The following is a 20,885-nucleotide window of genomic DNA, read 5'->3' as shown; positions in this document are numbered from 1 at the left end:
GCGGGGCGGAGGCCGTCGCGAACCGGCTCAGCGCCGGGAGGGATGAGCCGGGGCGAACCGCAGCACCAGCGCCCCGGCGGCCATGCAGGCGAGGGACCCGATCAGCACGCCGACCTTGGTCTCGGCCTCGAGCTCCGGGGCGTTCGCGAAGGCGAGCAGGCCGATGAACAGGCTCATGGTGAAGCCGACGCCGCAGAGGAGCGAGACTCCGTAGACCTGCGTCCAGGTCGCATGAGCGGGACGCTGCGCCAGTCCGAGCCTCACCGCGGCGAGGACCAGGCCGAACACGCCGACCTGCTTGCCCACGAACAGGCCGAGCGCCACCCCGAGGGTCACCGGGTCGAGCAACATGCGCGGGGTGATCCCCGCCAGCGACACGCCCGCGTTGGCGAAGCCGAACACCGGCAGGATGAGGTAGGCCGACCAGGGATGAACCGCGTGCTCCAGGATATGCAGCGGCGAGGTCGGGTCGTCGGGCTTGCCGACGCTGAGCCGTAGCGGGATCGTCAGGGCCAGCAACACGCCCGCGATGGTCGCGTGGACGCCCGACTTGAGCACGAACACCCACAGGACCACGCCGAGCAGGAGATACGGCCAGAGGCGGGCCACGCCGGCCTTGTTCATCCCGTAGAGGACCGCGAGGGTGAGCCCCGCGCCGCCGAGCATCGGGAGCGACAGGTCGGCGGTGTAGAACGCCGCGATGATGAGGACGGCGCCCAGGTCGTCGATGATGGCGAGCGCCGTGAGGAAGACCTTGAGCGAGACCGGCACCCGGGGGCCGAGGAGCGCCAGCACGCCGAGGGCGAAGGCGATGTCGGTGGCGGCCGGAATCGCCCAGCCCCGCAGGGTCTCGGGCGAGGTCCAGTTCACGGCGGCGTAGACGAGGGCCGGGGCCGCCATGCCGCCGAGGGCGGCCAGCCCCGGCAGGACGCGGTCGGGCCAGGTGCGCAGGCGCCCGTCCAGCACCTCGCGCTTGATTTCCAGGCCGACGAGCAGGAAGAACACCGCCATGAGGGCGTCGTTGATCCAGTGCAGGACCGACAGGGGGCCGAGATGGGCCTTGAGCGCGGCGAAGTAGGGGCCCGCCAGGGCCGAGTTCGCCACCACCAACGCGAGGGCGGCGCTCGCCATCAGGACGAGGCCGCCGCCGGCCTCGCTGGTGAGGGCGTTGCGCAGGGCCGACAGGGGACGGCGGCGCGGCGGCGGAGCCAGGGGGGAGGAGGACGACACGGGCACGGGTCTCCGGCGCTGGCGGCCCGACCAACGCGTGTCCTGCCGGTCCGAACCACGGACCGCGCACCCTGACCGGGCTATCGCATCGAAGCCGGACAGGAACAACCCGGGCCGCCCCGGATCCTCAGGACAGGGCGCCCCCCGCCCCAGTGCTGTGACGCAATCACGTCGTTCCTGCGCCAGAGCACTGGGCTTTTGTTTTGGCATCAATTTTCCCAGACACGGCTGAAGCCTCCGTCTGGATCGATGCACTAGGCTTCGCGGACGCCCGGCTTCCGGCCCGCCTCGAAGGTGAACTCGACGCCGGCCTTTTCGAAGGCGCGACGGACCGCCATGACGGTGTCGTGCCGGGGTTGGATGGCGGAGGACGGGTCCTCCAGCCGATTGAGGGTCGAGACGGAGACGTGGGCCAGCTTGGCCAATTCGTCCTTCGACAGACCCAGCAGGCCGCGCGCGGCCCGGACCTGTCCCGGGGTCAGGCCGGCTTCGGCGAAGTCCGACGCGGCCTGCGACGATCGCGGTGACGGCAGCGACGCCTCGGCTCCGGACGCGCCGTAGCGGCTCCGGCCCGGGACGTTGAGGCAGACGCCGACCCACTCGCGCACCGAGCCGTCCTTGTTCAGGACCGGCGCGCCCCGTGCGTTGAACCAGCGATAGATGCCGTCCGCGCAGAGGAGCCGGTAATCGGTGTTGTAGATCGCCGTATGCTCCACCGCCGTGATCCAGGCCGCGTGCGTCCGGGGCCGGTCCTCCGGGTGGATCGCATTCATCCAGCCGAGGCCCTGCATCGCGTCGAAGCTCTGCCCGGTCAGGGACATCCACTGGACCATATCGGACGGCTCGCCATTGGCCTTGGTGGTCCAGAGCACGGCGGCCGTGGCCGAGATGAGGGCGTTGAGGCGGTCGTGCCGCTGCAGCATGGCGTTGGTGGCCTCGTGGTGCGCCGTCACGTCGAACACCACCCCCATGCCCTGGTTCGGGCGACCGTCCTGGCCGATGATCGCCTCGGCGTGGTGCCGAACCCAACGCTGAGTGCGGTCCGGACGGATGACGCGAAACTCGCGGTTGATGGGCTGGCCGTTTCGCAGCGCCGCGAGCTGGTCCGAATGGGCGGGCTTGTCGTCGGGATGGATCATGTCGAAGGCGGACCCGAAGGTCAGATCGGAGTCCGGGTCCAATCCCAGGATGCGGGAGAGGCCCGGCGACGCGTCGAGGTACTCGGCGCGCAGGTCCGCCGACCAGAAGCCGACCTTGCCCGTATCCTCGACGAACTCGAGGAAATGGCGGCACGAGAAGGCATGTAAGGCGTCACCGCCCTCGGATGGTTCCTGCGGGCGCATCAGGGCTCGTATGGGCATCCCGCCTCCCATGGACCGTGATCGCGTCGTTTGACGCATTGTTGACGTTCTATGCCATGATCGCGATCAAATGACCGCGATCACCGCAATGTGATGTGTGCGTCTCGAAGCCTTCGCCACGCCCCCGGACTGTCGCGACGCCTTCGCCGGACAAGCCGAGCCGGAGCACAGCCTTCGGGCCGCGATTGTCCGATCCGAGCGCCGCTCCGGTCCATGGCGACGATACGGCAAGGATCGTGAAACGCAGGCGACACCGAACCTCTCTCTCGAAACCAAAATGACAGATTTTATCTCATCGATCGCATCGGGTGCTCGCGACCGACGAAATGGCAGGACATGTCACGCGAATGTTCGGGCATCCCCGGTGTTTCGGACAAACCCTTCCCGCCGGCATGATCGCGCGCGGTCTTGGTGCCTCTCATAAACGCCGGCGGCACCGTCGCCTGCGAGGCGAGAACCGTTCAGGGGCGGGCGTCTCGTGAGGCTGGGCCTTCGGGATCGGGAGCGGCGGGGCCACGGAAGGGATCGAACCGCGTTCGCACGGGATGGAAAGGCCGGATCAAACGGCGAAGGCCCGCCCATCGTCGCCAATTCCTACAAATTGACGCATCAACCGTCAGGAAGCGAGGAATATGAATGAAATCTTAGCATTGGAACCTTTCCAATCCGGCCCCCGCCGCATACGATGTGGCCGAACGAAACACCTGGGGTGCCCGGGTACGGGACCCTTCGATGGCGGCCCCGCGCCCCATGGGGACGATCCCGACCCGGGGCGGCAAAAGGGGCGGGGCTGGGTCGCATGCAGACCTTCTCAATCCGGGGCGGCGGCGCCGTCGGTCCCATCGACGGTCCCCCGCGGACGCGCGCGCACCACACCGGTCTCGCCGCCGCATGAAGCTCGGCACGGACATCGGCGTCGTCGGGTTCGACGGCATGGGCGCGGAAGACGCATTCCCGAACGCGGTCCTCGGCGCGGGTGAGCCGGACCGTCTCGCGGCGCTGGAGGCGTACCGTATCCTCGACACGGCGGAGGAAGCGTCCTTCGACGGCATCGCGCGGCTGGCGACCAGGCTGTGCGGGACGCCGGTGGGCCTGATCACCCTCGTCACCGCGGACCGGCAATGGTTCAAGGCCCGGATCGGCTTCGACGAAGCCGAGACGCCCCTGGATTCCTCGATCTGCGTTCACGCGCTGTCCGAGACCGGCCTGCTCATCATTCCCGACCTGACCGACGATCCGCGCACGCGGACCAACCCCGCGGTGACGGGACCGTCGGGCCTGCGCTTCTACGCCGGCATCCCCTTGCGCGCGCCCTCGGGCCACGGCCTCGGCACGCTGTGCGTCATCGACCGCCAGCCGCGCGGGGCGGGGCTGACCCTCACCCAATCCGAAGCCCTGCGGGCGCTCGGCGAACAGGTGATGGCCCTCATGGAAGCACGGCGCGCCCTCCGCGCGCAGGAGGAGGCGTCCGCCAGGCTCCAGGAGAGCGAGGCGTTCCTCATGAGCGTCCTGGCCGCTTCGCCGGACTGCATCAAGGTGCTCGATCGCGAGGGGCACCTGACCTTCATGAACGCCCCCGGCCTTTGCCTCATGGAGATCGACGACCTCTCGACGGTCGTCGGGACCCGCTGGGACCGCCTCTGGAAGGAGCCCTATGCCGAGAAGGCGCGGGCGGCGCTGGCGGCGGCGCGCGGCGGCGGCATCGGCCGGTTCGCGGGATGGGCCGACACCCGCGGAGGCGTCCCGAAATTCTGGAACGTGACCGTCACGCCGATCGAGGGCGTCGACGGCCAACCGGAGCGGCTCCTCGCCGTGTCCCGGGACGAGACGGGCGCCTATGAGGCGGCCCGGCGGCAGGAGGCCCTGACGACCCTCGGCGGCCGCCTGAGGGAACTCAACGAGCGCGACGACGTCTTGGTGGAGGTGGCGCAGGCGGCGGTCTGGGCCCTCCGCTTGACCCGGGCGGCCTACGGTACGGTCGATGCCTCACAGAGCAGCATCGCCTTCACCCGGGATTTCACCAGACCCGGGCAGGCCAGCGTGGTCGGCCTCCACCGCTATGCGGATTACGGCACATATGTCGAGGACCTGCGGCTCGGAAAGACCGTCGCCATCGCCGACGTACGCCGCGATCCGCGAACCGCGTCGAACCCGGAGGCCCTGACCCGCTACGGCATCGGCGCCCTCCTCAACGTGCCGGCGATGGCGGGCGGGCGGCTCGTCGGCGTTCTCTGCCTGCACGACGGAGAACCGCGCGCCTGGACCGACGAGGAGCGCGCCTTGGCCGAGGCCATCGCCGAGCGCGCCCGCCTCGCCTTGACGCGCATCGACGGCGAGGAGCAGCAGCGCCTGAGGGTCCGCGAGATCAGCCACCGCTTCAAGAACCTCCTGGCCGTCGTGCAGGCGATCACCACCCAGACCCTGCGCTCGGCCACGGACCTCGCCTCCGCGAGCGACATTCTGGCCGGCCGCCTGATCGCCCTGGGGCAATCCCAGGACCTGCTGCTCGAGGGGGAGATCGGCGGCAGCCCGATCCGCGACCTGATGGCCCGCGCCCTCCACCTCGATGCCGAGATGGGCCTGCGCTTCGACCTTCGCGGACCCGACCTGCGCATCGGCGCCAAGGTCGCGCTCGCGTTCTCGCTGATGCTGCACGAACTGGCGACGAACGCGATCAAGTACGGCGCGCTCTCGAACGCGACCGGCCGGGTCGGCCTCTCCTGGGCGCTCCACGGGGAGGGCGACGCCGCGCGATTGCGCCTGACCTGGCATGAGAGCGGCGGTCCACCGGTCGCGCCCCCCTCCCGAAAGGGATTCGGCAGCCGGTTGATCGAGCGCGGGCTCGCCGGGCAGGTCGGGGGAACGGTCGAGGCTCTCTATCGGCCGACCGGCTTCCTGTTCACCGTCGAGGCGCCCTTGATCGCCTTTCAGGTCGAGGATTGATCCGGCATCCGGTCGACGGTCACGGGGCGGCGGGGGAGCCGCGCCGGCCGGAGACCGAACGGATCACCCGGAGCCGGTCTCGAACGGCGTTCGTGGCGCCGGGACCGCCTCAAGCCTCGCGGGGGGCGGGCGGCACCGTGGCGATGCCGGCGGCGGCGGCCCAGGCGGTGAGGTCCTGCTTGCGGATCGCCGCCGCCATCAGGGCGGGGAAGAGGTCGGGCGTGCAGGCGAAGGCGGGGACGCCCAGGGTCGCCAGCCGGGCGGCGAGGTCCCTGTCGTAGGCGGGGGCGCCCTCGTCCGAGAGGGCGAGCAGGGCCACCATCTGCACCCCGGCCGCCACGAGGCGCTGGGCCTGGGCGAGGAGCCCGGCCTCGACCCCGCCCTCGTAGAGGTCGGAGATGAGGACCAGCACCGTGTCCTCCGGCCGGGTGATGCGCGTGGCGCAGTAGCCCACCGCCCGGTTGATGTCGGTGCCGCCGCCGAGCTGGACGGAGAACAGCACCTCGACGGGATCGTCGAGGGCCTCGGAGAGGTCGACCACGGCGGTGTCGAACACCACGAGGCGGGTCGAGACGGCGGGGAGCGAGGCCATCACCGCCCCGAACAGGCTCGCATACACCACGGAATTCGCCATCGAGCCCGACTGGTCGATGCACAGGATCACGTCCTTGAGGCTGCCCCGGCTGCGGCGACCGTGCCCGAGGCGGGTCTCCGGGACGAGGGTGCCGTAATCCGGTTGGTAGTGGCGCAGGTTCGCCCGGATGGTGCGGTTCCAGTCGATCTCGGCGTGGCGCGGGCGGCGGTTGCGCCGAGCGCGGTCGATGGCCCCCGTCACCGCCTGCCGCAGGGGCTCTTCCAGGCGCCGCAGCAGGTCGTCCACCACCCGGCGCACCACCCGGCGGGCGGTCTCCTTCGTGCGTCCGCCGAGGACGGCCCGCAGGGAGATGAGGGTCGAGACCAGGGCCACGTCGGGCTGGACCGCCTCCAGCATCTCGGGCTCGGTCAGCATGCGCTTGAGGTCGAGGCGCTCCAAGGCGTCGCGCTGCATCACCTGCACGACGGAGGCCGGGAAGTAGTCGCGGATGTCGCCGAGCCAGCGCGGCACGGAGGGGGCGGACGCGCCGAGGCCGCCGCTCCGGTCGGAATCGTAGAGGGCGCCGAGGGCCCGGTCGAGGCCGAGATCGCGCGCCTGCAGGCGCGCCCCCGTGCCGTCGGCCGGGCCGCCGCCGAGGACGAGGCGCCAGCGGCGCAGGCGCTCGGCTCGCGCCGCGCGGTCGGTCTCGCTCATGCGGCGTCTCCCCGAGTGGGCTCCGGTCCGAGGAGCAGGCGCAGGATGGGCAGCACCCGCGCGGCCCGCGCCGCGTCGAAGGTTTCGGGGCCGGCGGGCTCGTCGCCCCCCCCGGGCCGCGCGACGGCCGCGCCGATCATCCGGCGCTCGGGCGCGGACAGCGTCGCGAAGGTGCGGCGCACCAGGGGCAGGAGTTCGGTGAAGCTGTCCGGATCGAGGTCGCAGAGCCAGGCATCGACGAGGCCGAGCAGGCCCTCGCCGTGGATCAGCACCGTGCCGCTCGCCTCGAGAAACCCCTCGATCCAGGCGGCGGCGGGCAGGGCCCCGGAGGCCCGCGACAGGGCGCGCCGCATCCGGTCGCCGGTCTCCGCCACGGACATCGCCCGCGCGTCGAACAGGAGGCGCACCGCCCGGCCGACGACGCGGCCGTGGACGCGGTCCTGATCGGCCAGCGCCCGCAGGGCCTCGTCCCAGACGGTCTTCAGGTCCGGTTCCTCCAAGAGCGTCACGGCGCCCGAGACCGCGACGACGCGGCCCTGCGCCTCGGCCGCCGCGGCGTCGTCGAGGCTCTGGCAGGCGGCCACCAGCCCGGCGGCGACGCGGGGCACCAGCCCGCGCACGACGCGCAGGACCGGCGCGGTGTCGGCGGCGCGCACGGAGCCGTAGCGGGCGAGGTCGGCGAGCGGTGGCACGGCGTTCATGAGGTCGAACACATCGCCCGAGACCGCCGCCCGGTCCTCGAGCGCCCGGATCACGTCCGCCGTGACCTCGGCGAGGTCGGCGTCCAGGAGGGTGCCGATGAGGGCGGAGAGTTCGGCGACGCGGGTGGCGGCGCGGGCCTGCGCCCGCACCCGGCCGGCGGCGGCCTCCGCGACGGTGCCGCCCTCGGCCGAAGCCGCCACGAGATCGACCACCCATTCGGGCTTCCAGGCGAGGACCCACGCCTCCTTGAAGGTGCCGCGTCCCCGCGCCCGGCGCCGCTCGCCCCACGGGATGTCGAGGAGGTGCAGGCGGTTGAGGAAGTGGCTGCGGGCGAGGTCCGTCTCCTTGCGCAGATCGAGGGTGATCTCGCCCGCATCCGCGCCGGGCTTCAGGCGCAGGCGCCGGCACTGGGCGGCGAAATCGGCCTCCACGGGGGTGCCGGGGCTGTCCGCCGGCGTGGCGCCGAGGCGTTCGCCGATGACGAGGCGGCGGCGGATCAGCGCCATGGGGGCGTCGTCGGCGAAGCACAGGGTCGCCCGCGCGGCCTCGTCGAGATCCTCCAGGGAGGGCCGGGGCCGGCCGCGAAACCCCGCCAGGGCCTCGGCGAGGCGCACCGCCTCGATCACCGAGGCCGGCGAGGCGTCGAGGTCTTCCGCCCGCAGCAGGGCGGCGGCGCGGGCGAGCCACAGGGCCGCGACCCGGTCGCCGTGGTGCCACAGGGTGTCGTACCATTCGGGGGACAGCACCCCGGCGCGGTAGCCCGAGGCCATCGCCAGCCGCTCGTAGGACCAGGGCGCCCAGGCGGCGGCGACCTTGGTCTTCGGCAAACCCTTCAGGGTCGCGGCGTCGGCGCCCGCCTGGCCGCGCGCGTCGTGGCGCGCGAGGGCCGGGACGTGCCAGGCGCCGCAGACCACGGCGATGTTCGCGAATTCCTTGCCGGCCTTGCGGATCGCCCCCCGCATATGCGCCTCGCGGGCCTCCTCGCGAAACGCCTCCTCCGGATCGGGTTCGGACGCTTCGCGCAACGCCGCCATGGCCTCGGCGATGGCCGAGAACACGTCACCGTCCGTGCCCGTGCGGCCCTCGATCAGGGCGTCCCACCAGCGCTCGCCGTCCGGATACCCGGCGGCCTCGGCGAGTTCGCCCAAGGGGTCGCGCCGGATGGCGGCGGGAACCGGGGCGGAGCCGTCCTCCGGCGCCGTGGGGGCGCGGAAATCGTCGGCGAGCTGGATCGCCTGCGGCAGGTCGATGAACCGCACCGCCGCCCCCGCCGCGATCCCGTGGCGCAGGGCCACCCATTCGGGCGAGAAAGCCGCGAAGGGAAAGAACGCGCAGGTCCGGGGTTGGTCGGGCCGGTAGACGAGGAGCGCCACGGGAGGCGCCATCTCGGCCTGCGCGGCGAGACCGATCAGGCCATCGGCGTCCGGCGGCCCCTCGATGAGGACGCAATCCGGCCGGAAGGCGTCGAGGGCCGCCCGGAGCGAGCGGGCCGAGCCGGGGCCGTGATGGCGGATGCCGAACAGGCGGATTTCCGGCATGGCGCCTCAGGCGCTCGCGCGGGCGGCTTTGTAGAAATCCTTCCAGCCGTCCCGCTCCTTGACCACCGTTTCCAGATACTCGCGCCACACGATGGCGTCCTGCACCGGGTCCTTCACCACGGCGCCACCGAGGCCCGAGACGAGATCGCGGGCCGAGAGGCGGCCGTCGCCGAAATGGGCGGCCAGCGCCAGCCCGCCGCCGACCACGCTGATCGCCTCGGCCGTCGAGAGCGTGCCGGAGGGCTGCTTCACCTTGCTCTTGCCGTCGAGGGTGACGCCCTCACGCAATTCGCGGAAGATCGTGACCACGCGGCGGATCTCGTCGGCGCCCGGCGGCTCGGCCGGGATCTCGAAGGCGCGGCCCAGCGCGGCGACCCGGCTCTCCACGATGGCGATCTCGGCCTCGACGGTGGCGGGGGGCGGCAGCACCACGGTGTTGAAGCGGCGCTTGAGGGCGCTCGACAGCTCGTTAACGCCCCGGTCCCGGTTGTTGGCCGTGGCGATGAGGTTGAAGCCCTTGGCCGCCGACACCTCCGCGTCGAGTTCCGGGATCGGCAGGGTCTTCTCCGACAGGACCGTGATGAAACTGTCCTGCGTCTCGGAGGGGATGCGGGTGAGTTCCTCGACGCGGGCGATGCGGCCCGCCTCCATGGCGCGCAGGATCGGCGAGCCGACCACGGCGGCGCGGCTCGGCCCCTTGGCCAGGAGCAGGGCGTAGTTCCAGCCGTAGCGGATCGCCTCCTCGCTCGTGCCGGCGGTGCCCTGCACGATGAGGCGGGAGGTGCCGCAGATGGCGGCGGCGAGGTGCTCGCTCACCCAGCTCTTGGCGGTGCCGGGCACGCCGAGCAGCAGCAAGGCCCGGTCGGTGGCGAGCGTCGCCACCGCGACCTCCATCAGGCGGCGGTCGCCGATGTATTTCGGCGTGACGGCGAAGCCGGATGGGAGGGTGCCGCCCATGAGGTAGGTCACCACCGCCCGGGGCGACATCCGCCAGTTCGGCGGGCGCGGCCGGTCGTCGGAGGCGATCAGGGCCGCGATTTCCTCCGCATAGGCATCCTCGGCGGCCTCGCGCAGTTTCGCGGTGCTCACGGTGTTGCTCGACGTCATCCTCGGGCGCCCTCCCGTTCGGTGTCCGGTTCGAAATCCCGCCGCATGGCGGCGCGCAGGGCCAGCGTCGCGGCGAGGTCCATCAGGTGCTCGCGCAGGCGCCCGCCCCCCTCCTCCGGCAGCCGCGCCACGAGGGCGGCGGCCGAGGCCGCCGCGTCCGCGCCCGACCACAGCCGTTCGCCGAGGCCGCCGATGACCCCGCCCTTGCCGAGGCTCTGCCGCAGATCTCCGGAACCCCGGCAGGCGACGGCGAGCCCGTCGAGGAGCGCGGCACTGAACCCCTCGGAGAAGCGGTCCGGTCCGTGCGCCAGGAGGTCCGGCAGCACCTCGAACCGACGGGCGCGGATCACCGCGCCGACCCGCGCCTCCCAGGCGGCCTCGGGCAGCAGGGCGAGGGCCTGCGCCCAGAACGCGATGAGTGCGTTGGCGGGGCGCTCGCGGTCGCCGGCACAGGCCCGCCCCAGCACGTCCGCGAGGGCCAGCGCCCAGGCCGGATCGCGGGTGCGCCGGACCATGGCGTGGAGCCCGTCCAAGATCGGCTTGGCCCAGTCGTTCTGCAGGGCCAGCCCGATCCACAGCTCCGGGGGATGATCGCAAAAGGCGGAGGGCGGCGCGCATTCCAGGATGGCGCGCAGGAGGGTCGCGCGGGCGCCCCCGCTCCAGTTCTGCCAGGCGTCGGCCGTCACGCCGTCGCGGGCGAGATCGGGGCTCGCCTCCGGCAGGGTGACCACGAGGCTGTGCGTCGTGCCCTCGGGGAAGCCGCCGCGGCTCTCGATGGCGAGGGCCGCCCGCGCGCGCCGGGCCATGCGGGCGGCATAGCGCGCGGCGGGCAGGTGCGGCAGCAGGCGCTGGGCCGCCATCCGCACGCCGCCGCCCCGGTCGTCGAGGCAGGCTTCGAGGAAGGGCTCGTCGGCCTCCGACAGGCCCGTCTCAAGGGCGCCGACCAGGGCCTCGCGCAGATCCGCCTTCTCCTTGCGGAAAACCGGCTCCAGGGCGAGGCGGGCGGCCTCCGGATCGCGGGCGCGCCAGGCCGTGAAGGCGGCGCGGCGCTCGGCCACCGTCCCGTCCGTCCAGTCGGCGGGTTGTTCGGCGCCCTCACCGGAATCGCCGCGGGCGCGGCCGAGCCAGGCGAGTTCCGGGGCGGCAATCCCGTCGATGGCGTCGGCCAAGGTGTCGCGCCGGGCGGCAAGGGCCGGGAGCAGCCAATCGGGGGCGCGCATCCCCCGCGCGGCGGCGAGCGTGCACCACTCCGCCAGCCGCGCGGCGGCGGAGGGGCCATCGGCGAGGAGACCGTGGAGCCGGGTCGCGGCGGCGGGCGGGCATTCGAGGCCGATGCGCGCACGGGGCTCGGCCGGGATCAGCGCCTCCGGCCCGAGCCCCGCCCCGGCGCGGTGCAGGGTGGCGTGGGCGGCGAGGCGTGCCAGGAGGGCACCGCCCGGATCGGCCCCGGCCAAGGAAACGGCCAAGGAAACGGACAGGGGATCGGCGGCGGGCGGCGCACGCTCGGCCCCGAGCAGGGCGGCGGCGAGGGCCGGCTCCCAGCCGTCGCCGGCCGGCGGCATCACGGGCTCCGGCATCAGGCCACCCGCATGAGGATCGGCAGCGGTTCCTGCGCCGGCACCGCGAAGACCCGGCCCTCGGCGAAGACGGCGAGGGGCACGAGACCGTGGCCGTCATAGAGCCCGAACAGGTCGACGACGCGCCCCCCCGCGACGGCGAGCAGGCCGGGCAGGCGCGGATCGGCCCGCAGGGCGAGGCAGCCGGTCGCGTCGCCCACCGCGAAGGCCGGGGTGGTCTCCGCGACGCCCGCCCGCGCCGCGAGGCGCCCGAGCCGCACGCCCGCGAGGCAGACCGGCCAGCTCTCGGTCCAGGGTGCGCGGGCGAGAACCGCCGCGAACGCGTCCCGCGCCGCCGCGACGGTTCCGCCCCCCGGCAGCACCGGGGCGGCGGCGGCCTCGGCCCGACCCTCGCGGAACAGGGCGCGCAGGGGCGGATCGCCCGGGTGGAACGCCAGGGCGCCGTGGAAATCCTGCCCCGCGACGGGGACCGGCGGCAGGGGCGAACCGGCCGCGCCGTAATCGATCACCTGCGCCAGGGCTCCGGAGGCACGGCCGGCGAGCCAGACCGAACGGGCGGTGAGCCCACCCTCCGCCTCGACGCCGTGGGCGAGGACCGCCCAGGTGTCGGCCCGGTCCGGCCGGGCCGCCATCGCCTCGGCGGTGACGGGGAGGCCGAGCGCCGCGCCGACGCCGGCGGCCTGTTCGGGATCGAGGGCCTCGCGGCGGCGCGCGGCGGCCAGCAGCAGGGCGAGCCGCCCGAGGGCCAGCCCCAGGGCCGCGTCCGGCCGGGGCGCACCGGGCTGGGCGGCCGTGGCGGCGAGGCCCGGCAGCGCCCGGACCCGGCGGGCGAGGCCCGGCACCTGCCCGTCCACGAGGCGCCCGGCCATCCGGTCCCAGAAGGCGTAGGGCTCGGCCCGGGCGCTCGCCAGCCCGCGCCGCATGAGGTCGCGCAGCCAGAGGTCGAGTTCCTCCAGCGCCGCCGCGACACGGTCGTCCCGGACCTGCCGGCGCTTGGCCTGCGCGGCCTCGTCCACGGGTTTGCCCGGCGCGCGCGCCTCGGCCGACGCGGCGCGCGTCTCACGGCCCCGGACCCAGGCCTCGACCCAATCGGGCGGCGTGCCCACCGCGATGGGGGCGGCGGCCTCCACCAGCATCAGCCCAAGGGCGTGCTTGCAGGGAAACTTGCGGCTCGGGCAGGTGCATTTCGAGGCCGGCCCGGCGAGATCCGCCACGGTGCGGTACGGGCTGGCGCCGCTGCCCTGGATCTCGCCCCAGATCACCGTCCCGGCCCGGCCGAGGCCGCTCCATTGGGCCGGCTTCGCCTGGGTCTGGCCCGCCTTGCGGCTCGCCGCATCGGGGGCCAGATCGAGGATCTGAGCGGTGGTCAGCGTCATGCGTCGCGGCGGCCGGACTTTCGTCGATCGAATCTGAGCCCGCGCAGACTATCGCCTCGCTCCCAGGGGGCCAAGATTGACAAACGGGACGCTTCTACGCCTCTTGCTGGATTGCCCTGCGGACTAAGTGTCTCTCACAAAACTCCCGCCGCACCGTCGTCTTCGGGGCGAGAACCGTCCCGGGGCGGGAGTTTTGTGAGGCACTCTAACCTTCGATCCATCCGGCGCTTGCTGCCGGCACGGTCGCGGGCGGCTTCAGCCCGAGTGCATCGATCCAGACGGCGGCTTCAGCCGTGTCCGGGAAAATTGATGCCAAAACAAAAGCCTCGTGCTCCGGCGCAGGAACGAAGTGATTGCGTCACAGCCCTAGGCCGGGAGCCGGATCGTCCAGGCTTCCGGGAAGGTGTGCTCCTCGAGGTTCACGCCCGGTCCGCCGCGATCGATCACCACGAAATCCTGGGGGGCGCCGAACGGGGTCAGCACGCCGTGCCAGGTGTTGGCGGCGTAGCAGACGCCCTGGCCCGGGGCCGTGACGAAGGCGCGGGGGCGACCGGGGCGGCCGTCCGCGTCGGGGCAGACCACCACGAGGAACGGCGCGGCGTTCAGGGGCACGAAGGCCTGGGCGCCCAGGGGATGGCGCTCCACGAGGCCGACCACGAGGGGCACGGGATAGGGCTCGGCCTCGACGAGGCCGACGACGACTTCGGCCCCCTCCCCCGCCACCGCGATGGCCGCGAGATCGTGGAAGCGGCGGGCCTTGCCGGCGTTCATGGGCCGGGGCGCCCCCTGCGCGCGGTCGATGACCCGGCCGAAGGGCGCGAACGCCTCGGCCGTCAGGGGTTCGGCGATGACGGTGCGGTCGCTCACCGGGCGTTCCGGAGCGTGAGGCCGGCGTGGCGGTTCACGTCCTTGTAGAGCAGGTAGCGGAACGGGCCGGGGCCGCCGGCGTAGCAGGCCTGCGGGCAGAAGGCGCGCAGCCACATGAAGTCGCCGGCCTCGACCTCGACCCAGTCGCGGTTCAGCCGATAGACCGCCTTGCCTTCGAGGACGAACAGGCCGTGCTCCATCACGTGGGTCTCCTCGAAGGGGATCGAGCCGCCCGGCCGGAACGTGACGATGTTCACGTGCATGTCGTGGCGCACGTCGTCGCTCGCGACGAACCGCGTGGTGGCCCAGGCCCCGTCCGTGCCCGGCATGGCGGCGGGGGCGATGTCGGCTTCGTGGGCGAGGAAGGAGTCCGGCGCGTCGATCCCCGGCACCCGTTCGTAGGCTTTGCGGATCCAGTGGAAGCGGGCCGGCTCACCGCCGGTGTTGCGGAAGGTCCAGGCGGCGCCCGGCGCGAGATAGGCGTAGGAGCCCGGCCGCAGGGGATGCGCCCGGCCCTCCAGGGTCAGGGTGGGCGTCCCCTCGACCACGAACAGCACGCCCTCGGCCTGCGCCTCGGGCTCCGGCCGGTCGCTGCCGCCGCCGGGGGCCACCTCCATGAGGGACTGCGCGAAGGTCTCGGAGAAGCCCGAGAGCGGGCGCGACAGCATCCAGGCCCGCGTGCCCTCCCAGAACGGCAGCACGCTCGTGACGATGTCGCTCATCACCCCCCGGGGGATGACCGCGTAGGCCTCCGTGAACACCGCCCGGCCGGTCATCAGGGCCGTCTGGGGCGGAAGGCCGCCGCAGGGCGGGTTGTAGGACGAAGTGCTCATGGCCGTCTTTTCCTTCGTGTCAGGCGGGCTTGGCGGTCACGATGGGGGCGTCGAGGGCCGTCTTGGTGTCGACGGCGACGTCGCCGTCGAGGACCCGGTGCGCCTGCGCCCGGTCGATGTCGCCCTCCCAGGCGGCGATCACCACGGTGGCCACGCAATTGCCGATGAGGTTGCCCAGCGCCCGGGCGATGCCGACGAACCAATCGATGGACAGGACCAGCACGAGGCCGATCACCGGGATGTCCGGCACCGCCGAGAGGGTGGCGGCCAGCACCACGATGGCCGAGCCCGGAATCCCGTGGGCGCCCTTCGAGGTGAGGAGCGCGATGCCGAGGATGAGGAGCAGGTGGCCGAAGGACAGGTCGGTGTTCGTGGCCTGCGCGATGAACACGGTGGCGAGAGTCAGGTAGAGCGAGAAGGCATCGAGGTTGAACGAGTAGCCCGTGGGGATCACGAGGCCCACCGTCGAATCCTTGATGCCGAGGCGCTCCAACTTGCGCATCACCTGCGGCAGCACGCTGTCCGACGAGGCGGTGCCGGCCACGACGAGGAGTTCCTCGCGCAGGTAGGCGAGGAGCTTGAGCAGGCTGAATCCCGCCGCCTTCAGGATGGCGCCGAGGACCACGAACACGAAGAACGCGACACCGGCATAGAACAGCACCACGAGGACGCCGAGCTGCTTCAGGGAGCCGACGCCGTACTTGCCCACCGTGAAGGCCACGGCCCCGAGGACGCCGAGCGGCGCGAGGCGCACGATGAAGCCGATCACCTTGAACAGCACGTTGGTGATGCGCTCGATGCTCTCGGCCAGGGGCTTGCCGGACTCGCCGAGCAGGGCGAGGCCGGAGCCGAACAGGATGGCGATGATGAGAACCTGGAGGATGTCGCCCTTGGCGAAGGCATCCACCACCGTGGTGGGGATGAGCTTCATGAGGAAATCGACGGTGCCGGTCACCTGCCCGACCCGGTCGGTGTAGCCGGCCAGCGCCTTGGCATCGAGGGTAGTCGGGTCGACGTTCATGCCGCGCCCCGGCTCGAACACGTAGGCGAGGACGATGCCGAGCACGAGGGCGATGGTGGTGACCGCCTCGAAGTAGATGAGGGATTTGAGCCCGACGCGGCCGACCTTGCGCAGGTCCCCGGCGCCGACGATGCCGTGCACGACGACACCGAACACCAGGGGGGCGATCGCCATCTTGATGAGCTTGATGAAGCCATCGCCCAGCGGCTTCAGGGCCACGGCGAGATCGGGCTTGGCGATGCCGATGACGACACCGAGCACGAGGGCGGCCACGACCTGCCCGAACAGCGACGCGAAGAAGCGCCTCATGCGAACCTCCCCCTTTTCGATTGGAAAACCGGCGACGGTTCCGAGTACCCGGATGCGCGGCCTCGGAAGTCCCATCGAATCGAGCAAAATCCGCACCGGGGTGCGACAGGCCGGCCTCGTGGGGGACCGGGCCGCACGATCTCCCGGCGACATCTAGACGTCAAATATTTCATGTGTCTTAGCTCATCCGCAAAACATATGGATTGGGTGCGTGGAACTCCGGCATCTTCGCTATTTCGTCGCCGTCGCCCGGCACCTCAGTTTCACGGCCGCGGCCGAGAGCCTCGGCATCTCGCAGCCGCCCCTGAGCCAGCAGATCCGCGCCCTCGAACTCGAGGTCGGCACCGATCTGTTCGAGCGGACGACGCGCCGGGTGGTCCTCACCCGCGCCGGGCACGATTTCCTGGCGCGGGCCGAAAGCATCCTGGAGAAATCCGGTGAGGCCATGGATCGGGCCCGCGCCATCGGCAACGGCACCGCCGGCATCCTCAACATCGGGCTCACGGGCTCGGTCCTGGCCGGGCCGCTCGGCGGCATCGTCCACGCCTTCGGGCAGCGGCACGCAGACGTCGATCTGCGCATCCACGAGATGTCGCCCAACCGGCAGATCTTCGCCCTGAAGTCGCATCAGGTCGATCTCATCTTCCTGCGCAGCCCGCCACGCGAGACGGATTTCACCCTGGAACCGGCGTGGCGCGAGGGCCTGAGCGTGGTCCTGCCGGCCGATCACCCCCTCGCCGACCGGACGGAGATCCCCCTCGGGGACCTCGCGCACGAGACGTTCGCGATCCTCAACCCGAGCGAATCGCAATTCGCGCGGGAGATCTGGAGCCGGTGCCTGGGCGCCGGCTTCACCCCCCGCATCTCGCAGCAGGTGAACGAGGCGACCTCCCTCGTCAGCCTCGTCGCCGCCGGGCTCGGCATCGCCATCGTGCCGGAATTCGTCGGCCACCTCCGCCACGCCCGGGTGGTGTGCCGGCCCCTCGCGGAATGCGGCGCGACCGCCGACGTCCACGCCCTCCACCACCCGGATGGCGGCCCGATCGTCGAGAAGTTCCTGGCCCTGACCCGGGCGCGGGCCGAGGCTATCGCCGCGAGCCTGCGGCACGCGGGATAGGGGCGGGCTCGACCGACGCGGGGGACGCCCTCGGCGACCCGGTCGGCGTGTCGGCGTCGAGAGGTCCCTCGTGCATCGATCCAGACGGAGGCTTCAGCCGTGTCTGGGACACTTGATGCAAAAACAAAAGCCTCGTGCTCTGGCGCAGGAACGAAGTGATGGCGTCACAGCACTAGCTTTGCGGGCAGGGGGCGGGGTTGGAGCCGCCCCGTTTCTGGAAAACGACTTCGCTGTCGGAGAGCGCCGAATAGGCGACCCCGCCGCGAACCGGCCAGGCAAGGGATTCCCGCCAAGTCACCGGCAGTTCGAAGTCCTTCACGATCTTGGAGAAAACGGTCCCGAGCACCAAGGTATAGGGCATCGAGACCTCGGCGAGCACGTAGCGGGCGCCGATCCGCTGATAATTCGGCGGCACCGTCAGATCGCTCGCCGGACCCACGCCACGCGGCTGCGCGCCGAATGACCACGACGAGCAGACGTAAGGGTTGAGCAGGGACGCCGTGTTCACGCCCACCCCCAGGGCGGAGATGGTGATCGTCATCTTCGCGATGTCATAAGGGGCGATCGCCAGGGTGGTGGCCGAAAGGATGTCGTTCATGACACTGTCGGCCACCGGATTCTGCGCATCGCCCTGAGAGGCGAGATCCGCCGCGGTCCGGACGACGATGAGGACCCGCCGCCAGTTTTCGATGGCGTTGACGATCTCGATGCAGCCCACCAGCAAGACGAGAACGATCGGAAGGATGAGGGAAAATTCGATCGCCGCGACGCCGGCGGCATCGCCGTTCCAGCGACGCTGCGCGCGCCTCACGGTCCTTAACACGCGGATCATGCTCGCTCGTCCGTATCGGCGCAGGCCCTGTCAGCATGCCCCCGCCGTCGGGGGAATGTAGGATTCGACCCTGAAGGCGGAGGCCGATTGGATGAGCGCGGATCCATCGAAAAATCTGCCGAGACTGAATCCGAAAGGGCTTGCGAAGAGCGGAAACTTCAGACTTCCGCGCAGCAAGACGATGCTATGGGGTTTTGGACAGCTATAAGAGGTTCCGGCGCTCGTCGACCAATCGCCCGTCTGCGCATCCAGGGCGCTGTCGAAGGGACCCCCGGAGAAGTCACTGACGACTTTCACGTCCAGTTTGACCTGACGACAGTCGAACAATTTCAGATCGGCCTGGGCATCCTCGGCGCAGATCTTCGCTTGAAGGGCCGCCAGAAGATCGGAGGTCTTCGTCAGCGTTGCCGTGCTCCTCTGGAAGCCCCCCGTCGCCAGGCTTCGCACCCCGCGCTGGAGGGCCGCATCCAATCCCTGCCGGGCCATGAAGAACATGGCGTATTGCATGATCGCGAGAATCACGATGACGAACAAACCACTCACCATGGCGAATTCGATCGCGTAACTTCCGCGATCGTCCGCGAGAAAATGTCCGATGCGCCGTCGGACCGTCACTTCGAGAGCCGAATTTGCGTGAAGACTTTCACGATGGCCGCGAACGCCTCGCCCACCGAAGTCACGGTGGATGCGTTGACATAGAGATTCGCGGCCGACGCGCAGGATTGGAGTTGCGGGACGATGTCGTCGAAGCGTCGCCCCTTGCCGCCGACTTGGCTGGGCTGCCCCAGGGTCGCGTTGAAGCCCCAGTCCCAGTTCAGGTCGATGTACGGCGTATAGAGCACGCCGACGAAGACGCTCTGATCGAGCGTCCGGCACGCCGCCGGCGCGAAGGGCGCGACACCCTGGCCGGCCGCGACGGGATTGGCGGCTTCCGCCCAGGTTCTGTCCTTATCCTGCACCCCATCGGTCGCGATGATCACGAGCTTTTTGGGCCGGGTGATTCCGTCGCCGCCAACGCCGACGACCGAGGCGAATTGCGGCATGTTCTCCATGAAATGCGTCCCCCCCTCGGTGCGGCTCGAAGCGCTTGGAAGCTTGGGGAGGTTGATCCCGACCTGGGTGAGGTCGCTCGTGATATCCACGAGTTTCGTCAAGTTGTTGCTAAAGCTATAGAGTGCGACGCGAAAGCGGGTCCCGGCATTGGGCTGCTTTTGAAGCCAGCTCATGAAATCCTTGAGACCCGTGTTCATTTCATTCAAGCGTAAACCGATCCCGTTGGCTTGCGCCCATTCGAAGGAATCGTAATTGGTCCCTCGAACCTTCACGCCGTCGTGGCAGGCGAAGGCGCAACCGCCCAGGTTGGCGCGAAGGGCGGCGATGTCGGACGCGGTGGCGCCGGTCGCCATCGATCCCGACACATCGACCAGAAGATAGATATCGACCGCGGGCGCCAGATCGACGCCGGACTGGGCGATGCCCTGAATCGGCAGTGATCGGAACCCCAGGACCTGCAGCAGCGTCGCCGACGTGGAGGCCGTATAGCTTCCATTCACCAGAACGGAGCGATCGGTGATCTGAGTCGAAAACACCGGCTTTGCGTCCGTAGGCAGCTTGAAGTTCGCCTTGAACGAAGCCAAGGCCGCCGCGTTGGCCGCCGCGATAACCATCGGCTGACTCAGACCTTTGGTATCCGCCTGCCCCGCAGCTTGCGCGCCGGCAATCACGGCGGCATCGAGGGCGTTGTTCAAGCGGGTTCGATCGACGAGGGATCGCCCGTAGTCGATCGCTCCGCCTGCAAAACCAAGCAGGGGCAACAGAGCCGCGGCGAACAGGATCGGCAGCGTTCCCGCACTGTCACGCCTGAAGCTCTTGAAAGGCATAGACATTTGATGTTTTGTCTTACGAAAAATAGACACCCTAGAACATTTTGACGCCCGTCAGACAAACCCCTGCTTATGGCAAAAAAATTAATTTAGTTTTAATCCGTCAATACACATCCGATGCGGATTGATGAAGGACTTCAATTCTCCTCGGAAATCATCACGCCCATGTCATTCATCGCTTCGGCGGATTCAGTGTCCGCTCGCTCGTGCATCGATCCAGACGGAGGCTTCAGCCGTGTCTGGGAAAATTGATGCCAAAACAAAAGCCTCGTGCTCTGGCGCAGGAACGAAGTGATTGCGTCACAGCACTCGGAATGGAGACCGCGTCACGTCGCGGCCGCCCCACCGAGGAACCGCCGCACCAGGAGGCGGGCGAGGTCGCCGGGCGGTTCGGGCGTCAGCACGGCGAGCTTGCGCGAGGTCGAGAGGGAGGCGAGGCCGTGCAGGCCCGCCCAGAGGGTCGCCACCGCCTGCCGACGCTCGTCGGCCTGCGGAATGAGCGGCGCCAGGGCCGCGTCGACGATCGCGATGGTCCGCCCCAGGGCTTCGGCATACCACTCGGGAAACGCGGCGTCCGGCGCCAGGGCGTGCTCGAACACGAGGCTCCAGACCTGGGGGTCCGCATCCACGAACCCGAGATAGGCCTGCGCCAGGGACTCGGCGTTGGCCTGGGGCGACGCGTCGCCCGAGACCGCCGCCGCCAGGGCGTCGTGCAGGCGCTCCAGGGTGCGGGCATTGACCCGCATGATCACCGTGTCGAGGTCGCCGACCGCATTGTAGATCGAGTTCGGCGCGTAGCCGATCACCGCGGCGAGGCGGCGCATCCCCAACCCGCGCGCGCCTTCCTTGCGCACCAGTCCCTCGGCGGCCTTCGCGACGAGCGCCTGGAACTCTTCGCGAC

Annotated in this window: 16 protein-coding genes; 2 read left to right on the top strand and 14 right to left on the bottom strand. The window is 70.7% G+C overall.

The window, feature by feature from the left end:
* Positions 1–27: 27 nt before the first annotated feature.
* Positions 28–1,230, bottom strand: a complete 1,203-nt coding sequence (gene nhaA / locus BM249_RS04220) for a Na+/H+ antiporter NhaA (RefSeq protein WP_091969281.1) — start codon at positions 1,228–1,230, stop codon at positions 28–30.
* A gap of 254 nt (positions 1,231–1,484) precedes the next feature.
* Positions 1,485–2,591 carry a PAS domain-containing protein gene (locus BM249_RS04215; RefSeq protein ID WP_244528579.1) on the bottom strand — a complete coding sequence of 369 codons (1,107 nt, stop codon included), beginning with the start codon at positions 2,589–2,591 and terminating at the stop codon, positions 1,485–1,487.
* Positions 2,592–3,482: 891 nt separating this feature from the next.
* On the opposite strand from BM249_RS04215, the gene BM249_RS04210 reads away from it, so the two are divergent.
* A complete protein-coding gene (locus BM249_RS04210) occupies positions 3,483–5,534 on the top strand; it encodes a GAF domain-containing protein (RefSeq protein ID WP_177232311.1) in 2,052 nt (683 codons plus the stop codon).
* Between the two features lie 109 nt (positions 5,535–5,643).
* On the opposite strand, the gene BM249_RS04205 is transcribed toward BM249_RS04210, so the two are convergent.
* The 8 genes from BM249_RS04205 to BM249_RS04170 form a co-directional block, all read right to left on the bottom strand.
* On the bottom strand, positions 5,644–6,822 hold the full coding sequence (locus BM249_RS04205) for a VWA domain-containing protein (RefSeq protein ID WP_091969277.1): 1,179 nt from the start codon (positions 6,820–6,822) through the stop codon (positions 5,644–5,646).
* The gene (locus BM249_RS04200) at positions 6,819–9,062 is read right to left on the bottom strand and encodes a DUF5682 family protein (RefSeq protein ID WP_091969275.1); all 2,244 of its coding nucleotides are present in this window, start codon (positions 9,060–9,062) and stop codon (positions 6,819–6,821) included. The genes BM249_RS04205 and BM249_RS04200 overlap by 4 nt, the downstream gene beginning before the upstream one ends.
* Positions 9,063–9,068: 6 nt before the next feature.
* A complete protein-coding gene (locus BM249_RS04195) occupies positions 9,069–10,169 on the bottom strand; it encodes an ATP-binding protein (RefSeq protein WP_091969273.1) in 1,101 nt (366 codons plus the stop codon).
* Positions 10,166–11,746, bottom strand: a complete 1,581-nt coding sequence (locus tag BM249_RS04190) for a DUF5691 domain-containing protein (protein ID WP_244528578.1) — start codon at positions 11,744–11,746, stop codon at positions 10,166–10,168. The genes BM249_RS04195 and BM249_RS04190 overlap by 4 nt, the downstream gene beginning before the upstream one ends.
* Complete coding sequence (locus tag BM249_RS04185; protein ID WP_091969271.1) at positions 11,746–13,122, bottom strand: SWIM zinc finger family protein; 1,377 nt, start codon at positions 13,120–13,122, stop codon at positions 11,746–11,748. Before BM249_RS04185 ends, BM249_RS04190 begins: the two co-directional genes overlap by 1 nt.
* A 366-nt stretch (positions 13,123–13,488) precedes the next feature.
* Positions 13,489–13,989 (bottom strand): ureidoglycolate lyase, encoded by a 501-nt coding sequence (locus BM249_RS04180; protein WP_091969269.1) that lies wholly within the window; start codon positions 13,987–13,989, stop codon positions 13,489–13,491.
* Positions 13,986–14,822: a bifunctional allantoicase/(S)-ureidoglycine aminohydrolase gene (locus BM249_RS04175; RefSeq protein WP_091969267.1), complete on the bottom strand. Its 837-nt coding sequence runs from the start codon at positions 14,820–14,822 to the stop codon at positions 13,986–13,988. The genes BM249_RS04180 and BM249_RS04175 overlap by 4 nt, the downstream gene beginning before the upstream one ends.
* Positions 14,823–14,841: 19 nt before the next feature.
* Positions 14,842–16,152, bottom strand: a complete 1,311-nt coding sequence (locus BM249_RS04170) for a dicarboxylate/amino acid:cation symporter (RefSeq protein WP_091969265.1) — start codon at positions 16,150–16,152, stop codon at positions 14,842–14,844.
* A 211-nt stretch (positions 16,153–16,363) separates the two neighbouring features.
* Between BM249_RS04170 and BM249_RS04165 the strand changes: the two genes are divergently transcribed.
* Positions 16,364–17,269 carry a LysR family transcriptional regulator gene (locus BM249_RS04165; RefSeq protein ID WP_091969263.1) on the top strand — a complete coding sequence of 302 codons (906 nt, stop codon included), beginning with the start codon at positions 16,364–16,366 and terminating at the stop codon, positions 17,267–17,269.
* Positions 17,270–17,441: 172 nt separating this feature from the next.
* Here BM249_RS04165 and BM249_RS04160 read toward each other — a convergent pair whose 3' ends face one another.
* The 4 genes from BM249_RS04160 to BM249_RS04145 form a co-directional block, all read right to left on the bottom strand.
* Entirely contained in the window at positions 17,442–18,101 is a 660-nt protein-coding gene (locus BM249_RS04160) for a TadE/TadG family type IV pilus assembly protein (RefSeq protein ID WP_091969261.1), read from the bottom strand.
* 30 nt (positions 18,102–18,131) lie between these two features.
* Positions 18,132–18,716, bottom strand: coding sequence for a TadE/TadG family type IV pilus assembly protein (locus tag BM249_RS04155; protein WP_091969259.1), 585 nt, complete (start codon positions 18,714–18,716; stop codon positions 18,132–18,134).
* On the bottom strand, positions 18,713–19,987 hold the full coding sequence (locus BM249_RS04150) for a pilus assembly protein TadG-related protein (protein ID WP_091969257.1): 1,275 nt from the start codon (positions 19,985–19,987) through the stop codon (positions 18,713–18,715). The genes BM249_RS04155 and BM249_RS04150 overlap by 4 nt, the downstream gene beginning before the upstream one ends.
* A 323-nt stretch (positions 19,988–20,310) precedes the next feature.
* Positions 20,311–20,838, bottom strand: coding sequence for a TetR-like C-terminal domain-containing protein (locus tag BM249_RS04145; RefSeq protein ID WP_091969367.1), 528 nt, complete (start codon positions 20,836–20,838; stop codon positions 20,311–20,313).
* Positions 20,839–20,885: the final 47 nt, after the last annotated feature.

Source organism: Methylobacterium gossipiicola, from assembly GCF_900113485.1.
In the GTDB taxonomy this organism is placed as follows: Bacteria; Pseudomonadota; Alphaproteobacteria; order Rhizobiales; family Beijerinckiaceae; genus Methylobacterium; species Methylobacterium gossipiicola.
This window is presented reverse-complemented; position numbering and strand designations above follow the sequence as displayed.